This is a genomic window from Corynebacterium sp. EPI-003-04-2554_SCH2473622, from assembly GCF_001665955.1.
In the GTDB taxonomy this organism is placed as follows: Bacteria; Actinomycetota; Actinomycetes; order Mycobacteriales; family Mycobacteriaceae; genus Corynebacterium; species Corynebacterium pseudodiphtheriticum.
The window spans coordinates 1-25,198 of record NZ_LZMN01000009.1 but is presented as its reverse complement, the minus strand read 5'-3'; the positions used below and the strand labels follow the sequence as shown (position 1 = coordinate 25,198).

General features: G+C 54.0%; 21 protein-coding genes. 7 read left to right on the top strand and 14 right to left on the bottom strand.

Annotated elements, in window-relative coordinates:
* Positions 1–149: 149 nt before the first annotated feature.
* The gene (locus A5774_RS11415; protein ID WP_197490203.1) at positions 150–320 is read left to right on the top strand and encodes a hypothetical protein; all 171 of its coding nucleotides are present in this window, start codon (positions 150–152) and stop codon (positions 318–320) included.
* A gap of 119 nt (positions 321–439) precedes the next feature.
* Here A5774_RS11415 and A5774_RS00910 read toward each other — a convergent pair whose 3' ends face one another.
* Both A5774_RS00910 and A5774_RS00905 read right to left on the bottom strand, forming a co-directional pair.
* A complete protein-coding gene (locus A5774_RS00910) occupies positions 440–1,762 on the bottom strand; it encodes a hypothetical protein (protein WP_156519505.1) in 1,323 nt (440 codons plus the stop codon).
* The gene (locus A5774_RS00905) at positions 1,755–2,432 is read right to left on the bottom strand and encodes an ATP-binding cassette domain-containing protein (RefSeq protein WP_064833046.1); all 678 of its coding nucleotides are present in this window, start codon (positions 2,430–2,432) and stop codon (positions 1,755–1,757) included. The genes A5774_RS00910 and A5774_RS00905 overlap by 8 nt, the downstream gene beginning before the upstream one ends.
* 440 nt (positions 2,433–2,872) lie before the next feature.
* On the opposite strand from A5774_RS00905, the gene A5774_RS00900 reads away from it, so the two are divergent.
* On the top strand, positions 2,873–4,552 hold the full coding sequence (locus A5774_RS00900) for an FAD-binding dehydrogenase (protein ID WP_064833045.1): 1,680 nt from the start codon (positions 2,873–2,875) through the stop codon (positions 4,550–4,552).
* Between the two features lie 446 nt (positions 4,553–4,998).
* On the opposite strand, the gene A5774_RS00895 is transcribed toward A5774_RS00900, so the two are convergent.
* The 5 genes from A5774_RS00895 to A5774_RS00875 all read right to left on the bottom strand — a co-directional run bounded on the left by A5774_RS00895 (position 4,999) and on the right by A5774_RS00875 (position 13,656).
* Positions 4,999–8,190, bottom strand: a complete 3,192-nt coding sequence (locus A5774_RS00895) for a type I restriction endonuclease subunit R (protein WP_064833044.1) — start codon at positions 8,188–8,190, stop codon at positions 4,999–5,001.
* Between the two features lie 101 nt (positions 8,191–8,291).
* A complete protein-coding gene (locus A5774_RS00890) occupies positions 8,292–9,452 on the bottom strand; it encodes a restriction endonuclease subunit S (RefSeq protein WP_064833043.1) in 1,161 nt (386 codons plus the stop codon).
* Entirely contained in the window at positions 9,445–11,058 is a 1,614-nt protein-coding gene (locus A5774_RS00885; RefSeq protein ID WP_064833042.1) for a class I SAM-dependent DNA methyltransferase, read from the bottom strand. The genes A5774_RS00890 and A5774_RS00885 overlap by 8 nt, the downstream gene beginning before the upstream one ends.
* Positions 11,059–11,171: 113 nt before the next feature.
* Complete coding sequence (locus A5774_RS00880; protein WP_064833041.1) at positions 11,172–13,202, bottom strand: N-6 DNA methylase; 2,031 nt, start codon at positions 13,200–13,202, stop codon at positions 11,172–11,174.
* 1 nt (position 13,203) lies between these two features.
* Complete coding sequence (locus A5774_RS00875) at positions 13,204–13,656, bottom strand: NYN domain-containing protein (protein ID WP_064833040.1); 453 nt, start codon at positions 13,654–13,656, stop codon at positions 13,204–13,206.
* Positions 13,657–13,918: 262 nt separating this feature from the next.
* Here A5774_RS00875 and A5774_RS11610 point away from each other — a divergent pair, with 262 nt between their 5' ends.
* Complete coding sequence (locus tag A5774_RS11610; protein WP_231892295.1) at positions 13,919–14,227, top strand: hypothetical protein; 309 nt, start codon at positions 13,919–13,921, stop codon at positions 14,225–14,227.
* A 409-nt stretch (positions 14,228–14,636) separates the two neighbouring features.
* On the opposite strand, the gene A5774_RS00865 is transcribed toward A5774_RS11610, so the two are convergent.
* A complete protein-coding gene (locus A5774_RS00865) occupies positions 14,637–15,314 on the bottom strand; it encodes a type 1 glutamine amidotransferase domain-containing protein (protein ID WP_064833038.1) in 678 nt (225 codons plus the stop codon).
* A 489-nt stretch (positions 15,315–15,803) separates the two neighbouring features.
* On the opposite strand from A5774_RS00865, the gene A5774_RS00860 reads away from it, so the two are divergent.
* The 3 genes from A5774_RS00860 to cobA are packed head-to-tail and all read left to right on the top strand — an operon-like array spanning position 15,804 to position 17,387.
* Complete coding sequence (locus A5774_RS00860) at positions 15,804–16,091, top strand: type II toxin-antitoxin system Phd/YefM family antitoxin (protein ID WP_018120586.1); 288 nt, start codon at positions 15,804–15,806, stop codon at positions 16,089–16,091.
* A 36-nt stretch (positions 16,092–16,127) separates the two neighbouring features.
* Positions 16,128–16,562: a hypothetical protein gene (locus tag A5774_RS00855; RefSeq protein WP_156519504.1), complete on the top strand. Its 435-nt coding sequence runs from the start codon at positions 16,128–16,130 to the stop codon at positions 16,560–16,562.
* 9 nt (positions 16,563–16,571) lie between these two features.
* Positions 16,572–17,387: a uroporphyrinogen-III C-methyltransferase gene (gene cobA / locus A5774_RS00850; RefSeq protein WP_064833036.1), complete on the top strand. Its 816-nt coding sequence runs from the start codon at positions 16,572–16,574 to the stop codon at positions 17,385–17,387.
* Here the strand turns inward: cobA and A5774_RS00845 are convergent.
* From A5774_RS00845 to A5774_RS00820, 6 genes are all read right to left on the bottom strand, one after another.
* On the bottom strand, positions 17,347–18,345 hold the full coding sequence (locus tag A5774_RS00845; RefSeq protein WP_064833035.1) for a sulfite exporter TauE/SafE family protein: 999 nt from the start codon (positions 18,343–18,345) through the stop codon (positions 17,347–17,349). The two genes, cobA and A5774_RS00845, sit on opposite strands and share 41 nt — an antisense overlap.
* A gap of 8 nt (positions 18,346–18,353) precedes the next feature.
* Positions 18,354–19,172 (bottom strand): sirohydrochlorin chelatase, encoded by an 819-nt coding sequence (locus tag A5774_RS00840; RefSeq protein ID WP_064833034.1) that lies wholly within the window; start codon positions 19,170–19,172, stop codon positions 18,354–18,356.
* Between the two features lie 16 nt (positions 19,173–19,188).
* Positions 19,189–20,523, bottom strand: coding sequence for a sulfate adenylyltransferase subunit 1 (locus tag A5774_RS00835; protein ID WP_231892294.1), 1,335 nt, complete (start codon positions 20,521–20,523; stop codon positions 19,189–19,191).
* Positions 20,523–21,518: a sulfate adenylyltransferase subunit CysD gene (cysD, locus tag A5774_RS00830; protein ID WP_231892293.1), complete on the bottom strand. Its 996-nt coding sequence runs from the start codon at positions 21,516–21,518 to the stop codon at positions 20,523–20,525. The genes A5774_RS00835 and cysD overlap by 1 nt, the downstream gene beginning before the upstream one ends.
* Entirely contained in the window at positions 21,515–22,309 is a 795-nt protein-coding gene (locus A5774_RS00825; protein ID WP_064833048.1) for a phosphoadenylyl-sulfate reductase, read from the bottom strand. Before A5774_RS00825 ends, cysD begins: the two co-directional genes overlap by 4 nt.
* A 296-nt stretch (positions 22,310–22,605) precedes the next feature.
* The gene (locus A5774_RS00820; RefSeq protein WP_064833033.1) at positions 22,606–24,279 is read right to left on the bottom strand and encodes a nitrite/sulfite reductase; all 1,674 of its coding nucleotides are present in this window, start codon (positions 24,277–24,279) and stop codon (positions 22,606–22,608) included.
* Positions 24,280–24,657: 378 nt separating this feature from the next.
* On the opposite strand from A5774_RS00820, the gene A5774_RS00815 reads away from it, so the two are divergent.
* Positions 24,658–25,198 (top strand): FAD-dependent oxidoreductase (locus A5774_RS00815; protein ID WP_231892292.1); only part of this gene is annotated, 541 nt, incomplete at its 3' end.

Genomic DNA, 25,198 nt, shown 5'->3' with positions numbered 1-25,198 from the left:
GGACTGAAGCACCTGCAAACGCAGAAAAGACCCACTTGAACTGAACTGCTCCCTATAAGTTGGACTGGGGTTGCCCGCAAATCGTGGGACACGTAGTAGAGCTACCTAGTAGTTAGGCGGCTATTTCTTTTCTGCTGGTGGTTAGACCAATGCGGTTCTCAAAGTCGACGGGGCTGACCATACCGACGGCGTCGGCGGTTGTAGACGACTTCAATCCAGTAAGCAACGGCTATAATGAAGGAGGGAAAGCCACCGGATGGAAACAAGCCATTAACCAACTAGCCGTGGCTTACCCGGATCGACTCGCGGATTACTTGTAAACCAAACCCCCGCACACAAAGAATCAGACACTCTCCTTCGACATGGTCGAAGATCTTCCCCTCCACTCAAACGGATCAAAATCTGGGGCACTTCACTTAGGCGAGAGATTCCTTTTAGACTACTTCCTCGATGCCAAAGTAGTTTGAGTCTCTTTGCCTTTTACACCAGAGAATCCCAGATACAGGAGCGGCACAAAAATCATAACGAGAATAAATACAGATATTAGTGGTTGCCAATATAACTCACTCAACATTTCAACCAAACTGATATTCCAGACGAACATCATGAGTAGTCCCAGAAAAAACACACAAGCAAGCACTAATGCCTGCGCCGAAAAAGCTATTGAAGCAAGTGTGAGCAGTAACGCGAAATGGTATTCACGACGCATAATCCCTAGTTTGAGGAATTTATGGAGGCTACGGTTGAGCAATTGGCTAAGTATGAGACTTGCAGAGATAATCGCTAGTAGCGTAAAGGCTAGAGGAACGGCCATGAGGACCCAGAAATCCCACTGCGCAATACCGCCTTCTCCCATGGCGCGGGCTTGCATACCAGATGCGCTGAAAAGTAACGCAGGGATGCTTGCAATGAGGAACAAGAATAACGAGATACCTGAAAAACGTGACCGATATTCGGAAGTCACAGATTTACTCAAAACGGGGCTGGGACGGTACGAGGATAACCTTGCAACGAGTGTCGTAAGATTGAGTGCAATACGCGGAACCGCCTGGGGAACAAGAGTAGAACCAACAAGCAGTATCCCTACCGTAAAGAGAATTCCACCTTGTTGTCCGTTTTCATAGACTATTCCAAATATAATTAATGCGGTCCCGCCTAAAGCGAAAATCCCCCGCAAGAGCCAGCGTTTGATGGAGCGTAACCTTCTGAAGCTATTGTCCACCCTCGTCACTAAATTCGTGCTCAAAAACAATACCGAGATAGTTAGTGGAATGAAGAGGCTGATTATTGCGAGAACAATGCCGAAAAAAGTAGGAACGCCAAATCCACTGACCCTGATTAATGGATTTCCATTATCATCAGGAAGCCATTCTAAGAGTGCAGAAAATGGTAAATAAAGCACGACTGCGAGGAGTAAGGCGCCGAGGAACGGCTTCCACATTTGCCCAAGCATTACGCGGATAAAGTGACGCCGACCTAGTCCAAAGCGTATAAGCGTTATGGATTGTTCCCGAAGGAGTAAAGAACCGAGAACTGCAAGCGGAATGTTCATGGCGATGGCGACAAATGTCGCCCAAAAGAGCATATTGCCACCAATAAACTTGAATTGGTCATCCGGAAACTCGTCAATCAATCGCGACCAGACTGAACCTAAAACAAGAACAAAGCTGGTGGTGATTCCGAGGGCTAGTGCGAGGACAAAGAAATATATTTTGGCCTCGCCGACGATCGACGCCCCAATTTTTTGCAAATTCTTATTCATGGTTTGCATCGTCCTTTTCCATAGTGATTACAGAATCAACGAAGCTTTCGACGACTGGGTCGTGTGACACCATGAGAACTCCCGTTCCCTCATGCACCGCATCGTCAACGACACTGAATAAACTGTCCCGCGAGTCGCTATCTAATGCACTGCTCGGCTCATCAAGTAGAAGTAATTTAGGTTGTCGTATGAGTCCACCAGTGATCATGACTCTCTGTAATTGCCCCTTTGAAAGTTCGGTCAGCATCTGGTTTACAGTGTGTTCTACACCTAATGATTCGAGAATTCCGATATACAACCCTGAGCTCACTTTTTTCTTGCAAACTTGTAAATTGAATTCTAAATACTCTTTTACCGTAAGGCCTGGGAAAGCTACTAGTTCTTGGCCGACGTAGGAAATATCGCTTCGGAGTAATTTTTGGCGGGTCGATACTGAGGTCTTAGATATGTTGAACTCGCCAAGTAGCACTACGTTTCCTTCGTGTAGGGGGTGTAAGCCTACGATTGCGTTCAGGAATGTAGTCTTGCCACATCCGGAAGGACCTGATAACAATGCTTTTTGTCCGTGAGTAAGCTCAAAATCTAGTGGCAACGCTAAAGGGGCGTTGTGCTTTGGGGTCGCCTTGACGGCAACTGCTCGAACTTCTAGTACGGGGCTAACGGTTCTCATGGAAATGACTTTCTAATTGGGGGGCAGCCCCTGGAAAGTGGCCCGAGTGTGGGTATTGTTTTAGCCCAATACCCTCTTTTAACGTAACATAAGTAATTAACTAGACGAGGAATGTAGCAAGTCACCTTTTCACGAGGACGAAATTAGCCGGAGCGATCAAAGTAAACCGAGGAAGACCGAACCTCGTTAAGTGCACAACGGATTCCTAGCCGACTTCAGTCTTTTTGCCTTTCGCCAAGGGATCCCAGAGTGTACAAATCCTTGCAAGTCTTACGATCGTTTAGGTTTCAACAGATTTTCCCACACTCAACAAGCTATTAATTTAGACTTGCAATATGACCTACGTAACATCCAATACATCGTCGCAAAGCAGCCCCACAGAGACATCCACAAACTCGTCCACCGTCCCCATAGTCATCGTCGGCTCCGGCCTGGCGGGCATGGTTGCAGCCTACGAGGCATTACAGGGCGGGAAACAGGTCGTGATCCTCGACCAAGAAAACCGCAATAACCTGGGCGGCCAAGCCTTTTGGTCGCTGGGTGGTTTGTTTTATGTGGGAAGCCCGGAGCAAAAATTGATGCGGGTGAGCGATTCTTATGAGCTTGCCTGGCGCGATTGGGAAAACAGCGCGGATTACGACGACGCACCCCGTGATCGCTGGCCGAAGGCCTGGGGCCAGGCATACGTGCAGTTCGCGGCCGGTGAAAAGCGCGAATATTTAAAAAAGCTGGGTCTCAATGTCTTGCCGACGATCGGCTGGGCAGAGCGCGGCAGCGGCGACGCCAGTGGCCATGGCAATTCCGTTCCACGATTCCACCTCACCTGGGGCACCGGCCCGGAAGTCGTCCGGGTATTCCGCGAACCACTCGAACGGGCAGAAGCAACCGGACAACTCACCTGGCGCTTCCGCCACCGCGTGGAAGGCCTGCTACAAGACGAGTCCGGCCGAGTCACCGGTGTCCGTGGAGTGGAATTAGCAGCCGATGATGCGCTACCCCGTGGCCAGGCCTCAAGCAGAAAAGCCGTGCGTGAATTTCAGCTGAATGCAGCATCCGTGGTCATCGCCACCGGCGGAATCGGAGGCAATCTAGCAAAAGTACGCGCCAGCTGGCCAAGCGATCGCTGGGGCCCGTGCCCCGACGATCTAGTAGCTGGCGTTCCGGCGCACGTGGACGGCAGCGGCATCGACGTCGCCAAGCACGCCGGCGCAAACCTAGTGAACACGGACAGAATGTGGCATTACCCCGAGGGAATGCACAATTGGGATAGCATCTGGCCGCACCATGGCATCCGCATTATTCCCGGGCCGTCGTCGTTGTGGCTGGATGCTACCGGCAAGCGCTTGCCGACGAATCTGTTTCCGGGCTCCGATAACCTCGCTGCATTGAGCCACATTGGTAAAACAGGCCACGGCTATTCCTGGTTTTTGTTGAACTCCACCATCGCGGATAAGGAATTCATCTTTTCTGGTTCCGAACAAAACCCAGATTTAACGCAGAAAACAATCCGGCAACTGGCCAGCAAGCTTGGGCCAAAAACACACCCGGCCGTGCAGGCTTTCAAAGACCATGGCGTGGATTGGGTGATCGCCGATAACCTCGATGAGTTAACCGCAAAAATGGCCGCGCTTGCCGACGACGGCCTGTTGGACCGCGAGCGTGTCGCACGCACCGTCGCTGATCGGGATTCCCAGCTGGATAACCCGTTTTCCAAGGATGCCCAGGTGAATTATCTGCGCACGGCCCGGAAATTTCTGGGCGATAAGATCGTGCGCGCTGCCGCACCGCACAAACTCACAGATGCGAAACATGGGCCACTCATTGCTGTACGGCTGCAGGTATTAACCCGCAAAACCCTGGGCGGGCTGGAAACAGACCTTTCGGGACGCTGCCTCGATTCAGACGGCAACATTATCCCTGGCTTGTTTGCCTGCGGGGAGGCAGCTGGTTTCGGCGGTGGCGGCATGCACGGGAAGAATGCGCTGGAAGGCACCTTCTTAGGCGGCTGCATCCATTCCGGCAAACGCGTGGGAGAAGCGCTCGCTATAGACAAAGTGGGGAAGCTGAAGCGAACACGCGCGCAGCCCTGGCGGACACCATTATTCCGACCCGAAGCTTGACGCGACATGCCGGCTCTACGGTTTCGTCGATAACCGCAAAGCCCTACCGCGAATGAGTTGAGCTAGTGCAAGAGCTTAAAGCAGCATTTTAAGGAGAAACATGACAATCGGAAGCGCTGCCAGAAAAGCGAAAACCAGCGCCGCGAGCAAACCTAAGAATGAGGCTCAAGCGGACGCTAGAGTCTCCACACTTTTAGAGGGACACGCAGAGCGCTGAGCAACGCTACGCCTGTACATAAAAGACTGGGAACTGCTCAAGCAAAGCTAGCCGCTTTACTGGATGACACCAGCCTTTCTCAGCTGTGGGAAGACCGGGCCACAGAGTGGCTAAGAAATAGATAATGGCCATTAAGTTGTTTTGATTGCGACATGTTTCCAAATATGTCGTACGCGAACTGAAAAACACCCCATTTTTATACCTTTTGATTGATATAGATCGCGGCCTTTTAAACGGCGCGCATAGCCATAGTTTCCATCTGCCTAATGACTTCTTTAATGGCATCCTGCTGTTTGTCTGGCGGATAACCATTGAGCACTAGAAGGCGTTTTACTGAGGCACGAAGCTTCGCCCGAACGTCTTCACGCACAGTCCAGTCTGTGCGTACGTCACGACGCATGACGACTACCAACTGCCGTGCAATCTCAGCGAGCATGTCCGGACCTTGTTCTGTCACCGCAGATTCATTCAGGGCAACCGCATCGTAAAAGGCAAGCTCGTCTTCGTTGAGTGGAGGATCAAATTTTTGGCCTCGGTTGGATTCTTCCGCTACTTCCTTCGCCAGTTCAATAAGCTCTGCGATGATTTCCGCAGAGGTGAGCTGCTGGTTAGTATATTTCCGCATCAGCTCCATCACACGGTCAGAAAAAGTCTTTTGCCGAATATCGTTGCTTCGCGTGACCTGTTTAGATTCCTCCATCACCAGGGCCCGAAGCGACTCGATAGCCAGTTGTGGATTGCGCGCTTCCAAGGTCTTCGCTACAAAATCCGGGGTGAGGTCGTTCAACGATGGCTTAGGCATTCCTGCTGCGGCATAGATATCTAAAACGGCACCTGTGGCATCGGTCGATGTTGCAATGAGCTTGGCCAGTAGGCGTTCAACGTCTCCTGGAACTGGTTGGTTAAGGTCTTTAGCTTCCTGTGCCTTAAACTTTCCCATCCACGCTTGAATTTCCATGTACAGCTGGATTTCGGAACGTAGATGATCTAGGCGTCCAGACCCTGAACAAAGGCTCCATGCACGAGAAAGTTGGTTAGCTGCTTGGGTAAATTTCTCCGCTACGCTTGGCTCATCCTCGTCAGAACTCTGTGCTATTTCACGACTGCGGAGATAGTTCGTAGCCCCAGTAGTGGCGTTGATGAATGCGCGAGGATGAGGTTCATTCAGAACTGTCTGCCAGTCGTAGCCGGATAGATATTCCCGGATATTCCGAACGATTTCTTCGGCCAAGGCAACGGCTTCATCAATATTCTTGCCAACAGGCCTGGACTGCTGATCGCTTTGGGTATATTCAGCGAGCGCTTGTGCGAGATTTTCTGCCAACGGAGCGTAAGCAACTAAAAGACCATCAGTCTTGCCCCGGAAAGTGCGGTTGACTCGCGCCAGGGTCTGCATAAGCAGTGCACCTTTGAGTGGGCGGTCAAGATAGAGAGTGTGCAGCGGTGGGGCATCGAATCCGGTGAGCATCATGTCTTTGACGATGACGAGTTCAAGTTCATCAGAGGGGTCTTTGAGCCGTGCTTTGATGGTGTTGTTCGCGGAATTATTGCGTACGTGATTAGAGACCGGTGGTGTGTCGGTGGCGTTGCCGGAGTAGACTACTTTAATTTTTCCTTTATCCAGCTCATCAGCGTGCCATTCGGGGCGAAGCGCGGTGATAGCTGTGTAGAGGTTGGCGCAGATTTCGCGGGTAGCGCCCACAATCATGGCTTTGCCGTAGGTTGGCTCACCGTCGATATCTGCAATGCTGGCGGAAACAGCTTCACGTCGGTTTTCCCAATGCTGAATCAGGTCTTTCGCAAGCTCCGTAAGGCGGTCTGGGGCTCCGTAGACTGCGTTGATAACGGCAGCAGATTGTTCCAGCTGGGCACGTTGAATATCGTCTAGACCTTCAGAAGCTTCTGCGGCTGCTGCGTCAATGTCCTCTTCCGAGACTCCATCTGCAAGCTGCACTTTAATAAGCCGGGGCTCGAAGAAGACCGGTACGGTCGCGCCATCAGCAACGGCGCGTGAAAGGTCGTAAATATCGATGTAGTCGCCGAAGACATCGCGGGTGTTGCGGTCTTCAAAAGAGATAGGTGTTCCGGTAAACGCGATGAACGTGGCTTTGGGCAGGGCATCGTGAAGGTGGCGGGCGTAACCGTCTAAGTCGTCGTAGTGGCTGCGGTGGGCTTCATCAACGATGATGATGACATTTCTTCGATCGCTGAGTACTGGGTGTTCGGTGCCGGATTGTTTTTCTTCCTGGCTCAATGCGAATTTTTGCAGGGTCGTGAAGTAGATGCCTCCGGTACCGCGACTACTTAATTCGGTGCGCAGGTCTGCTCGCGTTGCGACTTGCTGCGGGGTATCAGGAAGAAGCTGTGAGCGGGCGAATGAAGAATAGAGCTGTCCGTCGAGCTCTGTGCGGTCAGTGATAACGATGATGGTGGGATTCTTCAGCTCCGGATGGCGCATCACTGCTGCGGTGTAGAGCTCCATTTCCATGGACTTTCCCGAGCCTTGGGTGTGCCACACGACGCCTGCTTTGCCGTTGCTCCGGACTGCTTCGATGGTTGAGCCCACGGCTTTGGCTACTGCGAAATACTGATGTGGTTTAGCAATGCGTTTTGAAAGACCCTCAGCACCGGCATCAAATGCGGTGAACGAGTGTAGGAATTGAAGAAATCGTGTTGGGTTGTACAAGCCACTGATGGCCGTATCAATCGGTAAAACAGCCTGTCCATTAACCGTGTGGCCTAACGCGACGGGGGTACCGTCGTCGTCAACGTTCCATGGGGAGAAGTGGTTGAACGGGGTAAAAGGTGTTCCGTACTGTGCGTTTAGACCATCAGAGATGAAGTTGAAGACGCAGAATCGGAACGCGAGTGGAAACTCCCGGAGATAGGTCTGAAGCTGTGCGTGCGCAGCAGAGATATCTACCTGCGCTGCTCCTGCCTGTTTTAGCTCCATGATGCTGACCGGCATTCCGTTGCAGTACAACACGATATCGAAGCGACGCTTGAAATCGCCTTTTACGATGGTCACCTGGTTAACCGCGAGGTACTCATTGTCGGATTCTTCCGAACCAATGATGCGGACTGTAGGTGTGTGCTCCTGGCCGTCCGCATCAAGATAAGTCAAACGGTAGCCATCGGTCATCATCTGGTGGATGCGGTGGTTTTCGGAAATAGCATCCTGCGATGTTGGCGCAACGATTTCGGCTAAAGCCTGCTGCAGGTATTGGCCAGGAACATCAGGGTTGAGTCGGCGCAAAGCAGCAAGCAGGCGTGGGCGGATGATGAGCTCATCCCAAGAGTCTCGCTCCCCGGTTCCAGGAACGATCTGTGAACCAGCCAGCGGGGACCAGCCCTGCTCGTTGAGCTGGGAGAGCGCGATATTCTCCCAGTCAGCTTCCGTAAACCCGCTTTGTGAGCTCATACCCACCCTTACTTTCTGACATTAATACTACATGACCAGCGTATATGACTAACGCCTGGTAAGGATACAATTAGCCAACAAAAGGTCAACGAATTCCAGACCTAGAGGACATCTTCAACAACCGCTTCAGCGTCACGAACCCGCATCTTCCCCGACATCAACTGAGGAAGAAGAGCATCGCGGGTAGCAGCAAGCTGCAAGCTCTCTTGCTCAGTATTGAGCATTTTGTTCCATAGAGCAGTCATTTGGGCAGCAATACGCGTCAGCGACGAACCATCGGGAACATGAACAAGCTCGTCAAGGTCTTTTCTTTGAATATGTCCCATAGTCGTTGCCTTATTAGCAGCAACTCGCTTGTAGTAATCAAGTTTGTCTCTCAACAACTCGTAAACCAGCCAATTCGGATTTCCGTCTCGAGCAATGACCTTGAAAATATGCTGGTTGACTATTCCTTCAGGACGGAACCAACGCTGTAGCGTCAATGATCCAGACCACGCGAATAGAATATCTCCTGGTCGAGCGATATGTTTCTCATCAACCTCAATGTCGTTAAACACTGTTGAGTTTCCGATACCTGAGTTCATCTCAGCAATTCGAATAACTACGCGTCCCGTTCCACTGGCATTCTTGGTGAAAGCTTTACCGTTCACGAAGTCAGCAATGCTTGATAGAGGGAGCATTTGGTTATCTCCGATTAAGGACGAACGGAAGATCGCTTGAGATAGTTCGTCAGACTGCGCGACTAGTCTGTTGTTTGCTGCGATTTTATCGTCGAGAGCCCCGAGGACCTCAGCAATGGCCCGCTGCTCAGCGAGAGGAGGGACAACAAATGAGTAATTAGACAAAGTAGTTTTATTGATAATGGGAGTCGCGGATCCTGCGGCTTCAACCTTTAAGATTCCACTCCAATTTCTAATCATGTAGTAGATAAAAATCGGATCTGCAACATCTTTCTTAGCCACAATGCTGTTTATTTGTTGGTTAGTCACAGAAGGTCGCATCGCCATAGACACCTTGCCAATGGTTGAACCAATGCACGTTAAATTTGTTGAACCTGCAGGAACGATTCTTTTTTTGAAGAGCTCTGCACCATAGGAAGAAAGAAAACGCGATGGGCTTGCTTCTCGGTAAAACTCCGATTGATCAGAAGGGGTAATAAAATCCAATTCATTGCCCCACGCTTCAGGCTGCTTAGAACTAGGTGTAGTTCCAGTAACGATATCTGCCAATTCTGACAGCTTCCTCATTTGAAATCTATTCATGAATTTTTCCCAGCACCGTACGAAGGTTTGCCGCCAAACGTTCTGACTCGTCGAGTTGTTCGAAGAGTTCGGCTTTGAGTCGGCTGATTTTTTCTTCGATGGGTTCACCATCGTCTTCTTCTTCAGCGAAGCCAACATAGCGACCAGGAGTGAGGGCGTAGTCGGCTTCTTTGATTTCTTCGAGGCTGGCGGAATAGCAGAAACCAGCCTCATCTTCATAAGCCTTACCTTCAGCAGAATCAGTACCACGCCACGCATGGAAGGTACCAGCAATCTTGGCGATATCTTCATCGCTCAGCGCACGCTCTGCCCGGTCAATCATATGGCCTAAGTTGCGTGCATCTATGAAGAGCACCTGGTCAGTACGGTCGATGGAACCATTCTGCCCTGCGGTCTTATCCTTTGTCAGGAACCAGATACACACCGGAATACCAGTAGAGCGGAAAAGCTGGGTAGGCAAAGCCACCATACAAGACACCAAGTTAGCGTCAACCAACTCACCACGGATCTGACCTTCACTGCCAATATTAGATGACATAGAACCGTTTGCCATGACAACACCAGCCGAGCCACCTGGGGCGAGCTTAGAAACAATGTGCTGAATCCAGGCATAGTTAGCATTACCAGCAGGGGGAACACCATAACGCCAGCGTTCGTCTTCTTCGTTGCGCGCCCAGTCTTTAATGTTGAACGGAGGGTTGGCAAGAATATAATCAGCCTGCATATCAGGATGCTGGTCTCGAGCAAACGTATCACCCCAGCGTGGAGCCAAATTGCCGTTAAGACCATGGATTGCGAGGTTCATCTTCGCCATACGCCACGTACGCTCGTTGAGTTCCTGGCCGTAGACAGAAATAGCGGAGGTGTCAGCGTTGTGTGCGTCGAGGAATTTCTCGGTCTGCACAAACATGCCACCTGAGCCACAGCATGGGTCATAGACCCGGCCGCTGGTGGGTTCGAGCATCTCAACCAACACCCGGACAACACCGGCAGGCGTATAGAACTCGCCGCCGCGTTTTCCTTCTGCACGTGCGAATTTCTCCAAAAAATACTCGTACACTTCACCCAGAAGATCACGTGCGCGGCCAGGGCCTTGACCGGAGAATCGGGTGGTATTGAACATGTCGATGAGTTCACCAAGGCGTCGTTGGTCGACGGAATCCCGGTTATAAATACGCGGCAGAGTTCCCGCCAGCGTTGGGTTGGCCTCCATGATGAGGTCCATAGCTTCGTTGATGAGCTCACCAATGTTTTTGGCTGGATTTCCATCGGCAGCAGGAAGTCCCTTTGCATTTGCGGCAATGAAGTCCCAGCGGGCGTTTTCAGGAACCCAGAACACGCCATGTCCTATGTATTCGTCGATATCGTCGATAAACATGGACATTTGTTCATCAGTCATTCCGTTTGCTACAAGCTCGCTGCGCAGCTGAGCACGGCGCTCATCAAAAGCGTCAGCAACATATTTAAGGAAGACGATTCCGAGAATAACGTCTTTGTACTGGGAAGCATCCATAGAGCCACGGAGCTTGTCGGCAGATTTCCAAAGAGTATCTTTAAGCTCCTTGGTGGTTGAGGGCATAGCCTCAAGGGGGGTCTTGCTAGGCATTAAGAATTGTCCTTAACAGAAGAATATTGATGAAGGATAGCGTGGGGTGGAGACACCGACTGCGTCCACTCGTACAAGTAAACGAAATTCAATGGTCGGTTCTCCGCTACCGGTTACATGTCGGCTCCGAAACACACCAAATTGATTGCCGCATCTAGAGCCGACTGTGACTGATTCTCAAGAATCTTAGCTCGTTTAGATAGCTCCACGAGAGACTCAGTGAGATCCACAATCTTTTTTTGCTCGCTCATATCAAGCTGCGGAATCTTAATCTCTGGCATTCTGCGTCGAGGAAGTTTACTGCCATCGTCGAACTCATTAAATGAAGCATTAACACAAGCAACTAGGTATTCCGGCAGAATGCTTGAATCTTCGATCCTGAATACATGGACGCTCGAAGGAGCAACCCAATTCCCCTCAGCTCCACTAAATACCCACGCCGGTTTAGAAGCCATATGAGGGACGAGGACATCTCCTGATCGAAGAATTGATATGGAATTTTCAACGAACGTCTCACTCGGTTCGCCGCCTTCCCGTAAAGAGAGCATCTTAACGGGGATGGACGGAGACCTCCCGTCGCTAGGATATCGCGAAGGGCGGGAGACAAGTCGTTTAACGGATTTCATCTTAGAGATAGGAATCATGCCAACAGAACTCGATAGAGAATCCAGAGCAGGCTTGTGCTCCGGCATAAGCCCGCCGATAGATTGAACCGTGTCTGCAAGATGTTCCCATGCCGTGTGAAAGTCCTGGGCAGCATCGTCAGCACTAAGAGATTCTTTAAGCGCATGGGAAGGGACCAGGTTACTGCCTTGCGTAATCATGTCAGCCAAGGTGATTGAACCCGTAGGGATAGTTGTCTCTTTCCCTTGTCGCATTGCCCCTAGCCACTCTGCGATATGTTCTTCTGGCGACTGAGCATCACTGGCATCTGCAAGCAGAACTGGTTCGCTCGCCCGAGAGGTATCAGGAGCTCGAAGAACCCACAGCACGGTGGGGATAGAGGTAGTGTTTAGTAGCTTCTCAGGAAGCTGAATGATGGCTTCAACAATCCCACGTGCGACAAGTTGACGACGGAAATCATCCAGTTTCTCTTGGTAGCAAAGCAGAGGGGTTGTGAGTACGTATGCTCGACCATTTTCCGAGAGATGCGTAGCTGGATAGACCAAAAACGCTGGGTCTGCAAATAACCCTCGAGGGATTGATGTCCCGAGAAGCCCTTCTACAGTGCTTACGCCTCCTGGCCCTGGACGTAGGCCAAACGGTGGTTCTGAGACGATTATGTCCGCACGCAGCTTCGGTTGAGGATCCTCAGTGAGGATGTCAGACGTTGTAAAAGCAGCTGGTACTTCTTCTAAATAAGCCCGCAGGATAGAGAGCGTAACGGCATGCTGGCTTACATCGTTGCCGATAATCGTAGCTGCGCTGATGCGCGAACCGATTCCCAACAAGGTCGTCGAAGTTCCACAGGTTGGGTCGAATACAGTATCGCCATCTTCTGCGGTGGTGCTAGCGGCGTTAATCAACAGCTTTGAAACAGTCGTTGGAGTTGTGTAGAAACCAAGACTACCGCGACCAGCCTTACCAAATAGCTGCTCAATGACAATGCGTGCGGCATCCCCATAATCGTTTTCATCAATCTTCATCAGCCCATCGACGAGGGTTTTTAATTCTTCATCGGAAGCAGTCGGAATGCTCGCACTGATCTCGTCGATCTGCTCATGAGATAAAACATCGGGTCCAAGCGGAGCGAGGAACTGAGACAGAGCAGACCGAGCATCTTTTTCATCTGCCAGGAATGTGGTCCAGTCTGCTACATCACCCTTTTTGCGTACCGCAAGAACAGCTAATGCAACAAGGGATGCTGACTCACCATCTTCTAATCCAATGGATAGAGGCTTAATCGCAGAAGCTACTAGCGGTTCCGTGACATTAGCTTTCCAGTTATCGGGAAGAAGATCCTGGCTTTCCAGCCACGAAATTATCTCACTGAAGTGGAAAAGTGGGCGGCGTGCAGGAGAACCTTCCACGGGGGCAGGAAAATCTGAGTTCCTCGCTCGCCAGTTGCTTACTGCTGAGCGTCCGACACCAGCAAGCTCGGCAATGTCGGTAAGGGATACTTGTCCCTGATACTGCGTGGTCATTCTAGGCAACCTTTTCAATAGTAGTGAGGGTACTCATCGTGGTAGTAACTGTCGTAGCAGCAAATTTAAGCCGCCCAGACAGCGAGGTCTCGTGGGCATAAACGCGGGTGGGTAGCCCCTGCCCTGCAAGCTCAGAAACCTTCTCAGCAAAGATCCGATCCCCTGAAACAAGAATCATTTCTCCAAAACGCTCTGGAAGGGACTCTTCCATAACTTCCAGGAGGCGAAGGTCTGCACCATTTTCGTAACTCCCAGCCAGGATTCGAGCCTTTGGCCATGCTTGGTGAACGTTCGTGACTGTTGAGATATCTGCTGCGATAACTACCTGATCATCAGGTCGAAGTTCGAGCCAGCAGGCGAGCACGCGTCGGCACCAGCATGCCTGTGAAGGTGTGGTGACGGGGCCACCATTGAAGTTTTCCATGTCCAAGAGGATGATGCGGCGGGTTTTCATTGCGTTTCCACTTTCTGTGAAATGTTCTTCTGTCTGGTTGACTAAAACCAGAGTATACAAACGTTCACAACATGTCAAACATCTTTTGATGTTCACAATAATCTACTTGGTTTCCATGTTCACAAAACGGGTTGAGCAGGCAATATCCATTTGGGACCTAAAGTTCACAATCATCCACCTGTCCAAAGAACAGTGAGGTTACCACCGGTTAGTGGACACCCTATATGTGCGGATCGTGCGTCCTTAGGAGAGGATGTTCAGTGTGGGCCAACAGCGCAAGAAGTACACGCCTGAGTATCGGCGTGAAGCTTTAAGCCTGGTAATCGAGTCACAGCGCCCAATCGCTCATGTGACTCAAGGAGATTGGCGTCGCACCAGCCCCTTTAGGCCGGTGTGTAAAAATGAGCGCGAACGCCGAGGATCCTCCGATGGGCTAAGCAAGGCGGATATTCGTGCTGAGAACGCTCGTCTGCGTCGTGTGCTGGCGGAAGCCAAGATGGATGATGAGTTTTTGTCAAAAGCGACAACCTTCTTCACTTTGAGTCAACGCGAACAGAAAAGTTCGAATTAATACAGTCAGCGCAAAGCAAATTTCAGTATCAAACGCATGGCGCGCTTGTTGAAGGTATCTCGATCTGGATACTACAAATGGGCTCATACGCAGAACTCGCCGAGTGCTACCGCATTTCACTTAACCATAAGACTGTGGATAATCGGATGCGCATGATGGGGACTAAAAGAGATTTCACCGCGGGCTTTTGTCCCAGGAACAACGATTCAAGCCAAGCGTAAGTCCACGCTAGCCGACGACGGCCTGCTGGACCGCGAGCGTGTCGCAAGGCCCGGAAATTTCTGGGCGATAACATCGTGCTCGCTAGAGACAAATAACCTGCTCCTGGGCAAAACGGTGCCCTTGGAGCAGGTTAGCGCGGGCTTGTCAGAGCCCTGTTGAAGCGCTGGTTATTTCAGCGCTCGTCGTATTAAAAGTCGCGCAGAATGCGCTGTGCCAGAGGCTCAGACGATGCTGGGTTCTGGCCGGTGTAAAGGTTGCGATCTACTTCGACGTACGGTTGCATCGGATCGGTCTGCTTAAAGTCAGCACCGAGTTCACGCAGACGAGTCTCAACTACCCACTTGGCGGCTGCGATGGTCTCCTCGCCTTCTTCGGCGTTGGTAAAGCCAGTCATGGTGTAGCCCTTAAGCGGCCAGTTGTCATTGTCCATGGCGAGCAAAGCAGCTGGAGCGTGGCATACCAGGGAAAGCGCACGACCGGATTCAATACGGTCCTGCAGCAGTTTGGCGGAATCCTGGTCATAAGCCAGGTCTTCCATTGGGCCGTGGCCGCCAGGGTAAAAGACGAGGTCATAGTCAGCCTCGTTAACATCAGCCAGGTTAAGCGGGTTGTTCAGCTCCGAGCCGATTTCTCCCAGGTAATTCTCATATTCTGCGCGCTCGCTGTCGGAGAGAACATCGAGGCTGTACTGGTCTACTACTGGGGCCTTGGCATTTGGCGTCGCGAAGTCGATGTTCCATCCAGCGTTTTTAAATACGCGGTGTGGAGCAATCAGCTCTTCGGCCCAGTAACCGGTAGGGCGGGTGCTGCCGTCGGCCAGCGTCCATTTATCAGCGGCGGTAACTACGAATAGTGCGGAAGGCATAACTTCCTCCTTATATATAGGTGAGCTATCTAATGTTCTTCAGATGTGTTGTCCCCCGGAAGTGCGTTGCACCCGGAAGGACAACGACACCAAGAATACGCCTCAATGGATCTTCGTTGGCGAGATTTTTCTTCATGAGTCTTACGGCAGAGGCAGAAAAACGCCGCTATTTCGGGTCGGAAATTCTTATTTCCGAGTATATTCCCGCTGTTCAAAGCGGTATAGAGAGAAATCACGATATGCGTGAAGCCCAATAACTGCAACCCTGAGAAAAAAGATGATTTGTCAACTATTTCACATTCTTGGAGAGGCAATTAGTGGCGAAGTATGTCGTTTAACCCCGATTTCCGGTCTATTTCGCTGCCTGAGAACCAGACCTTAGGCAGTTAATGACATCGCGCTGGGGCCCAGCGCCCTGTTTAGCTTTTATTCACGCCCGCGCCACTCAATTCATTTGAGATGTACGTTAAAAACATGGAAACAAAATCAATGACCGTCAGCCAATTTCGTCAATCCCAAAGCCAAATCCTTGCGGAAGCACAACATATGCCTATCACCATCACCAGCCAGCAAAGCCGCGCCCGCGCCGTAGTCGTCTCCCCCTCATTTTATGCTCGCGCTGTTGCAGCATTAGAAGATCAAGAAGACATCCATGCTGCCGAAATCGCCCGAGAAGAAGCTGAAGAAATCTCACATGATGAGCTCAAAGAAGCTCTCGGACTTACCGAAACCAGCGCTTCTTCATGCACAGGCAACGAAAGGAATTGGACGAATTAGCGTTTTTATAACGGGATTCACAGTAACCTTGTATCTATGAGGTTACAGACAGTTTTTATCCCGACGGCAGTAGCATTTTCTGTGTTATCGGCGTGCTCCACAGCCGAGAGCGAACCTCCGACGTCTCAAACGCAGATTCCAGTCACCACGTCCCCAGCATCACCGGCCACGGCAACACAGCACCAAGAAGCACCTGACTCTCCTGACGCCGAGCACAACGGCAAACCCACTGCACCAGTTCACAATGACCACGGAATGTTCACCGTAAAATGCCAGGTAGCAAAAACTGAATCAGATCATGGCATCGTCGGATACGTATACGGAAACCATAAAACCAGCATCCCCATCGCTGAGCAGGATGCCGAGCAGTTCGTCCCAAAATTTGGCCCGGGAACCGAGAAGCAAAATTGCAGCACGATCGAAAAATACCTTCCTAGTGGAGCCTATGATCTGCATGACCAGGTGTTCTAAACTAGCGGCATGACTACTCCAGATTCTGGCCCAGATTCTGCCCCTGCCAATGCTGCCGCCGCTGCCGCCGCTGGCCCAGCCAAGAATTTTCACCCAGCCAAGTTAATTGGTGGCGGCCCCGGCGCGTGGGATCTCATCACGCTACGCGGCCAAGCCGCACTCCACGAGGCTGATGTCATCGTCGCAGACCATCTGGGCCCCACCCCGTTTCTGGATCGATTGTGCGATATTTCCAGCAAAAAGCTTGTCGACGCTTCCAAGCTGCCGTATAAAAAGCAGGTCGCCCAAGAAGAAATCAACCGCATGCTCGTCGAATACACCCAAGCCGGATACAAGGTGGTGCGGCTCAAAGGCGGTGATCCGTTTGTGTTCGGGCGCGGTTTTGAAGAAATCACGGCACTCGCAGAAGCTGGGATCGCCTGCGAAGTCATTCCCGGCGTAAGTTCCGCTTATGCTGTTCCGGGCTTGGCACACATACCTGTCACCCAGCGCGGCGTCGTGCATGCCGCCACCGTCGTCAGTGGGCACCTGCCACCGGGGCACGAAAAATCCCTGGTGGATTGGTCTGCACTGGCGCGCTCCGGTGCCACGCTGTCCATCATCATGGGGGTGCGCAACGCCAGTGCAATCGCGGATGCACTTATCGAAGCAGGCATGGCCGCAGCTACCCCCGCCGCCGTCATTCAGGAAGGAAGCCTTGCCGACGAGCGGGTGTTCCGCTGCCAGCTCGAACAGCTTGGCGCAACCATTGCGGATAATTCGGTGGAACCACCTGCGGTGATCGTCATCGGAGATGTAGCCGGGCTGGAATCTTCTGCTCAGTAGCGTCCGGATCGGCACCGGCTGGCCCCCGAGTTGCCGCCCCATCAGCCACCGGCTCTGTGCGCGGTTCGGTGCTAGCTGCGGCTGCGCGTTGCAAAGATTCCACCCGCATGCGGGTGCGGTATCGGCGCACCCCGTGCACGGTCAACGCGATCCCCACCGCCATGATCGCTAGCTGCACCGGCCATACCGTATCCAATGGCAGCAGGTAGCGAATATTCAACGCAATAATCGCCGAACCCACCAGCCCGCCCAGGGCAACCGGGTTAATGCGGGAAATCAGCCAGGCAGCGATGGGGGCAGCAATGCTTCCGCCAATCAGCAGGGCCACAACCGCGGCGGTATGCGAAACGATTTCCTCCCACAGGCCCACCACAAAACCAGCCGATGCCCCTGCGGCCACCAGAAACTCCGAGGCAGAAACCGTGCCGACGATATACCGTGGCTGTTGCCTGCCGACGCCCAGCAGCGTGGAGGTAGTCACCGGCCCCCAGCCTCCGCCACCCGTGGAATCCACCAGACCACCCAGAGCACCCAAGAATCCTAAAAATGGTGTGGAATACTCCGCCTTTTTTGCCAGCTTGCGCTTCGTGCGCCCTTGGCTAAATCGCCACACCAGGTTTGCCCCGATGGCCACCAACACGACTGCGGTAATCGGTTGTGCCTTATCCAGTGGCAAATTAGATAAAAACATTGCGCCAACAAACCCGGCGAGTGCCCCGGGAAATCCCAGCCGCGCCACCACGGACCAATCCACGTTGCCGAAGCGCCAGTGGCTAAATCCGGATACCGCGGTGGTTCCGAGTTCTGCCACGTGCACCACGGCGGAAGCTTGCGCAGCACCCAAACCAGCGAGGCCCAGGAGGATCGTTGTTGAGGTCACCCCGAAACCCATGCCGATGCCGCCGTCGACAAGCTGCGCGGCGAAACCAGCCAGGGCGATAAAAATTAAACCTCTCATGATTTTCCTCAAATCTGCGCGGCTACTACCTCTGCGAGTGCCGTGCCTAGTGGTTGGGAATAGGTGATTCTGCGTTCTTGTTCTGCGGATTCTCCTGCTTGTGCTGCACCGGCTCGTAATCCACCAGCTTGTGCCGCATTTATTTCTTCTGCTTGCCGGTACATTCGATCCAGCAACAAGCCATGGCTGACAAACAACGGCACCAGGTGCATTCGCTCGTGGTGCTGGGCCAGCTCTGCCAACCGGTTCGGGCCGGTCGCAAATACCACGCTGATGTCATCGGCACTGCTCTGTTCGGCATCGGACTGATTTACGTCGGGCTGATTTACGCCGGGCTGATGAGCACCGGCCTGGTTCACGCCGGCACGCCGTGCAGCAACACGCCTGGCGAGCTTGTCGACGCTCGCATTGGCCGCATGGTCAGAAGATCCCACCGACACCAACACCACGTGCGCCCCAGCCGGAGCCTCGCGAGCAATCACCCGGGACAGCAATTCCTCCATGGCAACACCGGTGCCCAGCCCGTCGGCAAGTTCCACGTCCGCCCCGGCGCGCTGTGCCTGCTGGCGCACCGCAGCGAGTTGTTCCGGAACATCAACTTTTTGGTGAAAACCACGTGTAAACAGCAACGGGACGATCACCAGATGCTTGTGCCCATCGGCAATCGCCTCGGCCACGGCGGTGCGCAGGTCAGGTTCGTTGAATTCCAGGTGGCTGCTGTAGCCTTCCACCCCAGCGCTGTTCGCGGCTGCTGCGCTGAGCTCATCGATCAAACCAACAGCCTGAGGGTGGCGTGAGCCGTGCGAAAGAGTAATCAGCGCAGTCATTGTTAGCTCTCCTCCGTTACTTCTGCCCGATTAATCCCGCAGCCAGCGAGTTGCCATCGTGCGGATCCGCCAGCACAAAAGCGCCGCGTTTGCCACGAGCTGCGTAATCATCCACTGCGATCTCCACGGCGGTTTCTAATTCCACGGTGGCGATCTCGTTGAGCGCTAGCTGGGCTTGCGCTGACTGTGACTCGTCCTGCGCTGACCGGTCCTGGCGAGTCTCGATGCTGGCCACGCGCGCCTTATACTTGCCACTGTCATACAGCAGATGCAATTTTTGCCCCGCACGCACGCCTTTATCGGACAACCCCACCAGCGTGGCAGTAAATTTCCGCGTACTGCGGGGGCTGCTACCAGCGGAAATGAAATCGCCGCGGACCAGATCAATCTCATCAGCCAACCGCAGCACCACGGAATCACCAGAATGTGCCTCCTGCAGCTGTCCGTCGGCAGTATCAATGCCAACCACGGTGCTGGTACGCCCGCCGCTGACGGTGACGGCATCGCCCACGGCAACCGCACCGGTGGTGACCCGCCCGGCGTACCCGCGGTAATCAGTCTGCGGCTCACGGATGACGTATTGGATCGGGAAACGGAAATCCAGACCGGCAGCGATATCGCTTTCCGCCGGTTGGATGGTATCGAGCAGTTCTACGATCGGCTGGCCGTCGTACCACGGGGTGTGCGCAGATCTTTCCACCACATTGTCACCGGCCAATGCGGAGATCGGCACCACGCGAGTATTACGTGGCGCCAACGCACCGAATTCGGCTAAGGCGTCGGCAAGCTGAGCTTGGATGTCCTCATACACAGCCTGGTCATAGCCGACCAGGTCAATCTTGTTCACCGCGATGATCACGTCTTGGATTCCCAGCAACGCCGCGATATGCAGGTGGCGCTTGGTTTGTTCCACCACCCCATAGCGGGCATCGATGAGCAAGATGACGACTTCCGCCGTGGACATGCCCGTGATCGTATTTCGGGTGTACTGCACGTGCCCCGGGGTATCTGCAAGGATGAAGCTGCGCTGGTCAGTAGCGAAATATCGGTAGGCGACGTCGATGGTGATGCCCTGTTCGCGTTCGGCGCGCAGGCCGTCGACAAGCAAGGAAAAATCCAGACCATCGAAGCCGCGTTTCGACGAACTCACCGCCACGGCTTCTAGCTGGTCGGACAACACCGATTTGGTGTCGTGCAGCAAACGCCCCACGAATGTGGATTTGCCATCGTCGACCGATCCGGCGGTGCAGATGCGCAACGCTCGGCGATTGTTCAGGATGGTTGCGGTGGATGCGGTGGTTGCAGGAGCCGCGGTGGATGCTGTGGTTTCGGTTGTTGCGGAGCTAGTCATCAGAAGTAGCCTTCCTTCTTGCGGTCTTCCATGGCGGATTCGGAGATACGATCATCAGCGCGGGTCGCACCGCGTTCTGTGAGTGGAGAAGCCGCGATTTCCGCCAACACCTCGTCGATGGTTTTGGCTTCGGACAACACCGCCCCGGTGCAGGACATATCGCCGACCGTGCGGTAGCGCACCGTGCGGGTTACCGGGGTGGCCTGGTCTGCACCAGCTGCGTGTGCGGCTGAGCTGCCCGCACCCCAGGGCCCGGGAGATAGCCACATGCCGTCGCGCTCGACTACCTCACGCTGGTGCGCGAAGTAAATGCTGGGAAGTTCCAGCCCGCGCGCGGCGATGTATTGCCAGACGTCAACTTCTGTCCAGTTCGAGATAGGAAACACGCGGATATTTTCTTCCGGCAACTTGCCGCCGTTGTAGATATTCCATAGCTCCGGACGCTGCCGCCGTGGATCCCAGCCGCCGAAACTATCGCGCACCGAGAAAATGCGTTCTTTCGCGCGTGCCCGTTCTTCGTCGCGCCGCGCCCCGCCGAGCACCGCGTCGTAGCCGCGTTGTTCAATGGTTTCCACCAGCGGGACGGTCTGCAGCGGGTTCCGCGAGCCGTCGGCACGTTCTTGCAGTTCACCGCGGTCGATCCAGTCTTGCAGCTTGGCGACGTGCAGGTTTACGCCGTATTTTTCGACGGTGCGGTCACGAAATTCCAGCACCTCTGGAAAGTTGTGCCCGGTATCGATGTGGATCAGTTCCGCCGGGATCGCGCCCGGGGCAAACGCCCGCCGGGCCAGTTCCAGCACCACGACGGAGTCTTTTCCGCCAGAAAACAGCAGCCCGACCTTATCGAATTGCCCGGCGACCTCGCGCAGGATGTGGATGGATTCGTTTTCGAGTTCGTGCAGGTGCGGCGATAACGCGGTGCCGGTTGGGTGGGTTGGCTGGCTGGTGTGGGGTGGTTGGTTGATTTGGGTGGGGTTGTTCACGCTTGTGCTCATGTGTGTAGTCCGCATTCTGTTTTGTTCAGTCCAGCCCAGCGCCCGGCGCGTGGGTCTTGGCCTTCCGCTACTGGCAAGGTGCAGGTCGCACACCCGATTGACGGGTAGCCCTGCCTGGTCAACGGGTGCACGATCAGGTCGTGCTTGTCGACGTAGTCTTCCGTGTCTTGCAGGCTCCATGTCACCAGCGGGCTGATTTTCAACCGGCCCGTATCGTCGAGGCTTAGCGCGGGTGCTTGTGCGCGCGTGGGGCCGTCGTCACGCCGCAGCCCGGTGACCCAACCTGCGAATGGCGAGAGGTTGCGCGCGAGTGGTTCGACTTTGCGCATCCGGCAGCAGGCCGTCGGGTTCGAGGCATAGAGCCGCGGGCCGTAGACCTCGTCTTGCTGGCTGCGTTCCAGAGCGGGTGTGGCGGTAATAAACTGCTGGTCGTAGCGCTGCTGCACCTGCTTGGCGACGTTGAGGGTCTCGTCGAAGTGATAACCGGTGTCCAAGAACAACAGGCTGGCGCGCGGGGCATACCGACTGGCGAGTTCTGCCAACACGGTGTTTTCCATGGACATGGTCACCGCGATGTCACCGGGCACGTGTTCGTCCGCCCAAGCCAGGATGTCTTCGGCGCTGGCGTCGTACAGCGCGTCGGCATAGTCGGCTACGAGCTGCCGGTTGCGTGCCGCGGTGTCGTCGGCAAGCGGCTCCGTCGTGGTGGCAGCGCCTGCTGGGGACTGTTCCGGATCGCGATAGCTCTGCTCCGTGCCCGATGTTCCACGTGAAACATTAAGAAAATTCAGGCTGGATTTCTGTGCAGATTTCTGTGCAGGTTCCTGGGACGATTTCTGTGCAGCCTTCTGCACCGGCTTGACCGCTGACTTGTGCAGGGAGTTCTGCAGCGCCTCATTAGTGGACACCGCCGGTTCCGGCGCGGCCTCCTGCTCATCCTGGCCGTGGAACTGCACGGAAAACACCCGCAGGCATTCGCTGCAGCTCCAGGCAAACTCCGTTTCCTCGTCCGGGAATAGCCCCTCCCCCGCGCAATACGGGCAAAACAGCGGGTGGTTCCGGTTGGGGTTCGGTTTCCGGCGAAACTTCATGACAAAGCCTCCTCATCGGCACGGACAGTCCACTGCGCAAAAGACTCGCCCTCTTCGCGTTGCTGCTTGTAGTTCTCGACGACGCGCACGACATAATCGCCCAGCTCACTGGCCAGCACCTTGTGACCTTTGAGTTTGCGGCCAAAATTCTGCTCAATGCCCAGCGCACCGCCGAGATGCACCTGGAAACCCTCCACACGGTTGCCCTCGTCGTCGGTCAGCGTCTGGCCCTTCAAACCAATATCCGAGACTTGCGAACGCGCGCACGCATTCGGGCAGCCGTTCAGGGAAATCGTCAGGCTGGAATCAATATCGCCAATGCGCTCTTCCAGCTCGTCGACCAGCTCAATCGCGCGCGACTTGGTGGTGACGTGTGCAAGTTTGCAAAACTCCAACCCTGTGCAGGAAATGATGCCGCGGCGGAACTCAGAGGGTTTGGAATACAGGCCCGTGGCGTCCAGGTCACGAGCTACCTCGGCAAGCTTTTCGCGCGGAATATCCAAAAACAGCAGTTCTTTCATCGGTGTGGTCCGGATACGCGTGATCCCGTGCTTTTCCGCGGCTTCTGCAATCGCAATCAGCTGTTCACCGGTCGCGTGGCCAACAGTCGGTTTCACACCTAGATAGAAGTTGCCGTCCTTTTGCGGGTGCGCGCCGATGTGATCACGGATGCCGGATTGCAACGGGGTCGGTTCGGCGTCGAGAAGCGGGGAATCCAGATACTCCGTTTCCAGCACCTCACGGAATTTCTCAATCCCCCACTTGGCGACGAGGAATTTCAACCGCGCACGGTTGCGCAGGCGGCGGAAACCATAATCGCGGAAGATGCGAACCACCCCGGCCCACACCTCCGGGACGCGCTCGATGGGGATCCACGCCCCCAGCGATTGCGACAGCATCGGGTTGGTGGACAGCCCACCGCCAACGAAGCAGTCAAACCCAGGGCCGTATTCCGGGTGGTTTTTCCCAATAAACGCCACGTCCTGGATCTCGTGGGTGACATCCTGGCGGGAGTTACCCGAGATGGCAGTTTTGAACTTCCGTGGCAGGTTGTGGAATTCCGCGCGCGGCAGATAGTTCTCTTTGATCTCTTCGATCGCCGGGCTAGCATCAATGATCTCGTCGGCCGCCACCCCAGCTGTGGGCGAGCCCAAGATCACGCGCGGCACGTCGCCGCAGCCCATCATCGTGGTCAGACCAACGGCATCCAGCCTGCGCCAAATCTCTGGGACATCCTCGATGCGGATCCAGTGCAGCTGAATATTCTGCCGGTCGGTGAAATCCGCGGTAGACCGTGCGAAATCCCGGGAGATCTCACCGACGACGCGCAAGCGCTCCGGGGTGGCTTGGCCGCCGTCGAAACGCACGCGCATCATGAAATATTTATCTTGCAACTCGTGGTTTTCTAATTGACCGGTGTATTCGCCACCGAGATTCTGCTTGCGCTGGGTATAAATGCCGAGCCACTTGAAGCGCTTGCTGATGTCATCAGCAGGGATCGAATCAAAACCCTGCTTGGAGTAGGTGTCGATCACACGCTGCTTAACCTCGAAGGCTTCTTGTTCTTGCTTCACCTCCTCTTCTTTGTTCAGCGGGTCGGTGCCGTCAATACTCCACTGCCCTTCTGGCTTTGGTTTCCGCTTTGGGCGTGCGGGGGCGTTTGTAGTCATAAGTTGCCTCACTAAACGGTTTCGGCGATGTGCAGGTGTTTTGCTCGGGATTAGTTGTAGATTTTGTTGTTCAACCGGAGAGTCACAATCCCGGTCGAACCGATGCGTTCAATCTAGATGAACCACTCGGTCTAACCCAATGAGACCGATCGGTCTATTTAATTCATACAAGCAATCCTGCATGCGACCTGGAGTAATGTGGCCCACATCATTTGAATTTAATTCGCTAGCTAGCAAAATAGAGACAAATAAGTTCAAATAGAACGTGCTTGCTTAACGCGAACCGAATAAGCGCGTGATCACGCACGCGCAGAAGAACGCACTCGCACGTGAAGCCAACAACTAACGACTAACAACCGAAAGGCACGATTAACGCGAATGACTACTTCCACTACGTCCGCAACTCCGTCCAAGCAGACTGACGCAGTGACCAGCAACCCCAACACCGAGGGCGATAAACCGCTCAAAATCGCCGTCGTCGGTGCTGGTCCAGCCGGTATTTACGCCTCCGATATCCTGATTAAAAAGACCGGCGGCAACGTCGATATTGACTTGCTCGACCGCATGCCCACTCCTTTCGGCTTGATCCGCTACGGCGTGGCACCGGATCACCCGCGTATTAAGGGCATCATCAAGTCGCTGCACCGCGTGCTCAGCAACGAGAAGATCCGCTTTATCGGCAACGTCGAAGTTGGCCGCACCATCAGCGTCGAAGAACTGAAGGATCATTACGACGCCGTTATTTTCTCCACCGGTGCCGTCGACGACCGGGACCTGAACATCCCGGGCGCCGACCTAGAAGGTGTCTGGGGTGCTGGCGAATTCGTCGGCTTCTACGACGGTAACCCTCACTTTGAGCGCAACTGGGATTTGTCCGCCGAGCAGGTCGCGGTCATCGGCGTCGGCAATGTGGGCCTGG

Bases quoted from the DNA above. Each gene is read 5' to 3' on its own strand.
- A5774_RS00880 (WP_064833041.1), bottom strand. From the start codon at position 13,202: ATGACCACGCAGTATCAGGGACAAGTATCCCTTACCGACATTGCCGAG.
- A5774_RS00865 (WP_064833038.1), bottom strand. From the start codon at position 15,314: ATGCCTTCCGCACTATTCGTAGTTACCGCCGCTGATAAATGGACGCTG.
- A5774_RS00855 (WP_156519504.1), top strand. From the start codon at position 16,128: ATGAGGTTACAGACAGTTTTTATCCCGACGGCAGTAGCATTTTCTGTG.
- A5774_RS00875 (WP_064833040.1), bottom strand. From the start codon at position 13,656: ATGAAAACCCGCCGCATCATCCTCTTGGACATGGAAAACTTCAATGGT.
- A5774_RS00885 (WP_064833042.1), bottom strand. From the start codon at position 11,058: ATGCCTAGCAAGACCCCCCTTGAGGCTATGCCCTCAACCACCAAGGAG.
- A5774_RS00900 (WP_064833045.1), top strand. From the start codon at position 2,873: ATGGTTGCAGCCTACGAGGCATTACAGGGCGGGAAACAGGTCGTGATC.
- A5774_RS00890 (WP_064833043.1), bottom strand. From the start codon at position 9,452: ATGAATAGATTTCAAATGAGGAAGCTGTCAGAATTGGCAGATATCGTT.
- A5774_RS00895 (WP_064833044.1), bottom strand. From the start codon at position 8,190: ATGAGCTCACAAAGCGGGTTTACGGAAGCTGACTGGGAGAATATCGCG.
- A5774_RS00840 (WP_064833034.1), bottom strand. From the start codon at position 19,172: ATGACTGCGCTGATTACTCTTTCGCACGGCTCACGCCACCCTCAGGCT.
- A5774_RS00860 (WP_018120586.1), top strand. From the start codon at position 15,804: ATGACCGTCAGCCAATTTCGTCAATCCCAAAGCCAAATCCTTGCGGAA.
- A5774_RS00845 (WP_064833035.1), bottom strand. From the start codon at position 18,345: ATGAGAGGTTTAATTTTTATCGCCCTGGCTGGTTTCGCCGCGCAGCTT.
- A5774_RS00835 (WP_231892294.1), bottom strand. From the start codon at position 20,523: ATGACTAGCTCCGCAACAACCGAAACCACAGCATCCACCGCGGCTCCT.
- cobA (WP_064833036.1), top strand. From the start codon at position 16,572: ATGACTACTCCAGATTCTGGCCCAGATTCTGCCCCTGCCAATGCTGCC.
- A5774_RS00905 (WP_064833046.1), bottom strand. From the start codon at position 2,432: ATGAGAACCGTTAGCCCCGTACTAGAAGTTCGAGCAGTTGCCGTCAAG.
- A5774_RS00910 (WP_156519505.1), bottom strand. From the start codon at position 1,762: ATGAATAAGAATTTGCAAAAAATTGGGGCGTCGATCGTCGGCGAGGCC.
- A5774_RS00820 (WP_064833033.1), bottom strand. From the start codon at position 24,279: ATGACTACAAACGCCCCCGCACGCCCAAAGCGGAAACCAAAGCCAGAA.
- A5774_RS11415 (WP_197490203.1), top strand. From the start codon at position 150: ATGCGGTTCTCAAAGTCGACGGGGCTGACCATACCGACGGCGTCGGCG.
- cysD (WP_231892293.1), bottom strand. From the start codon at position 21,518: ATGAGCACAAGCGTGAACAACCCCACCCAAATCAACCAACCACCCCAC.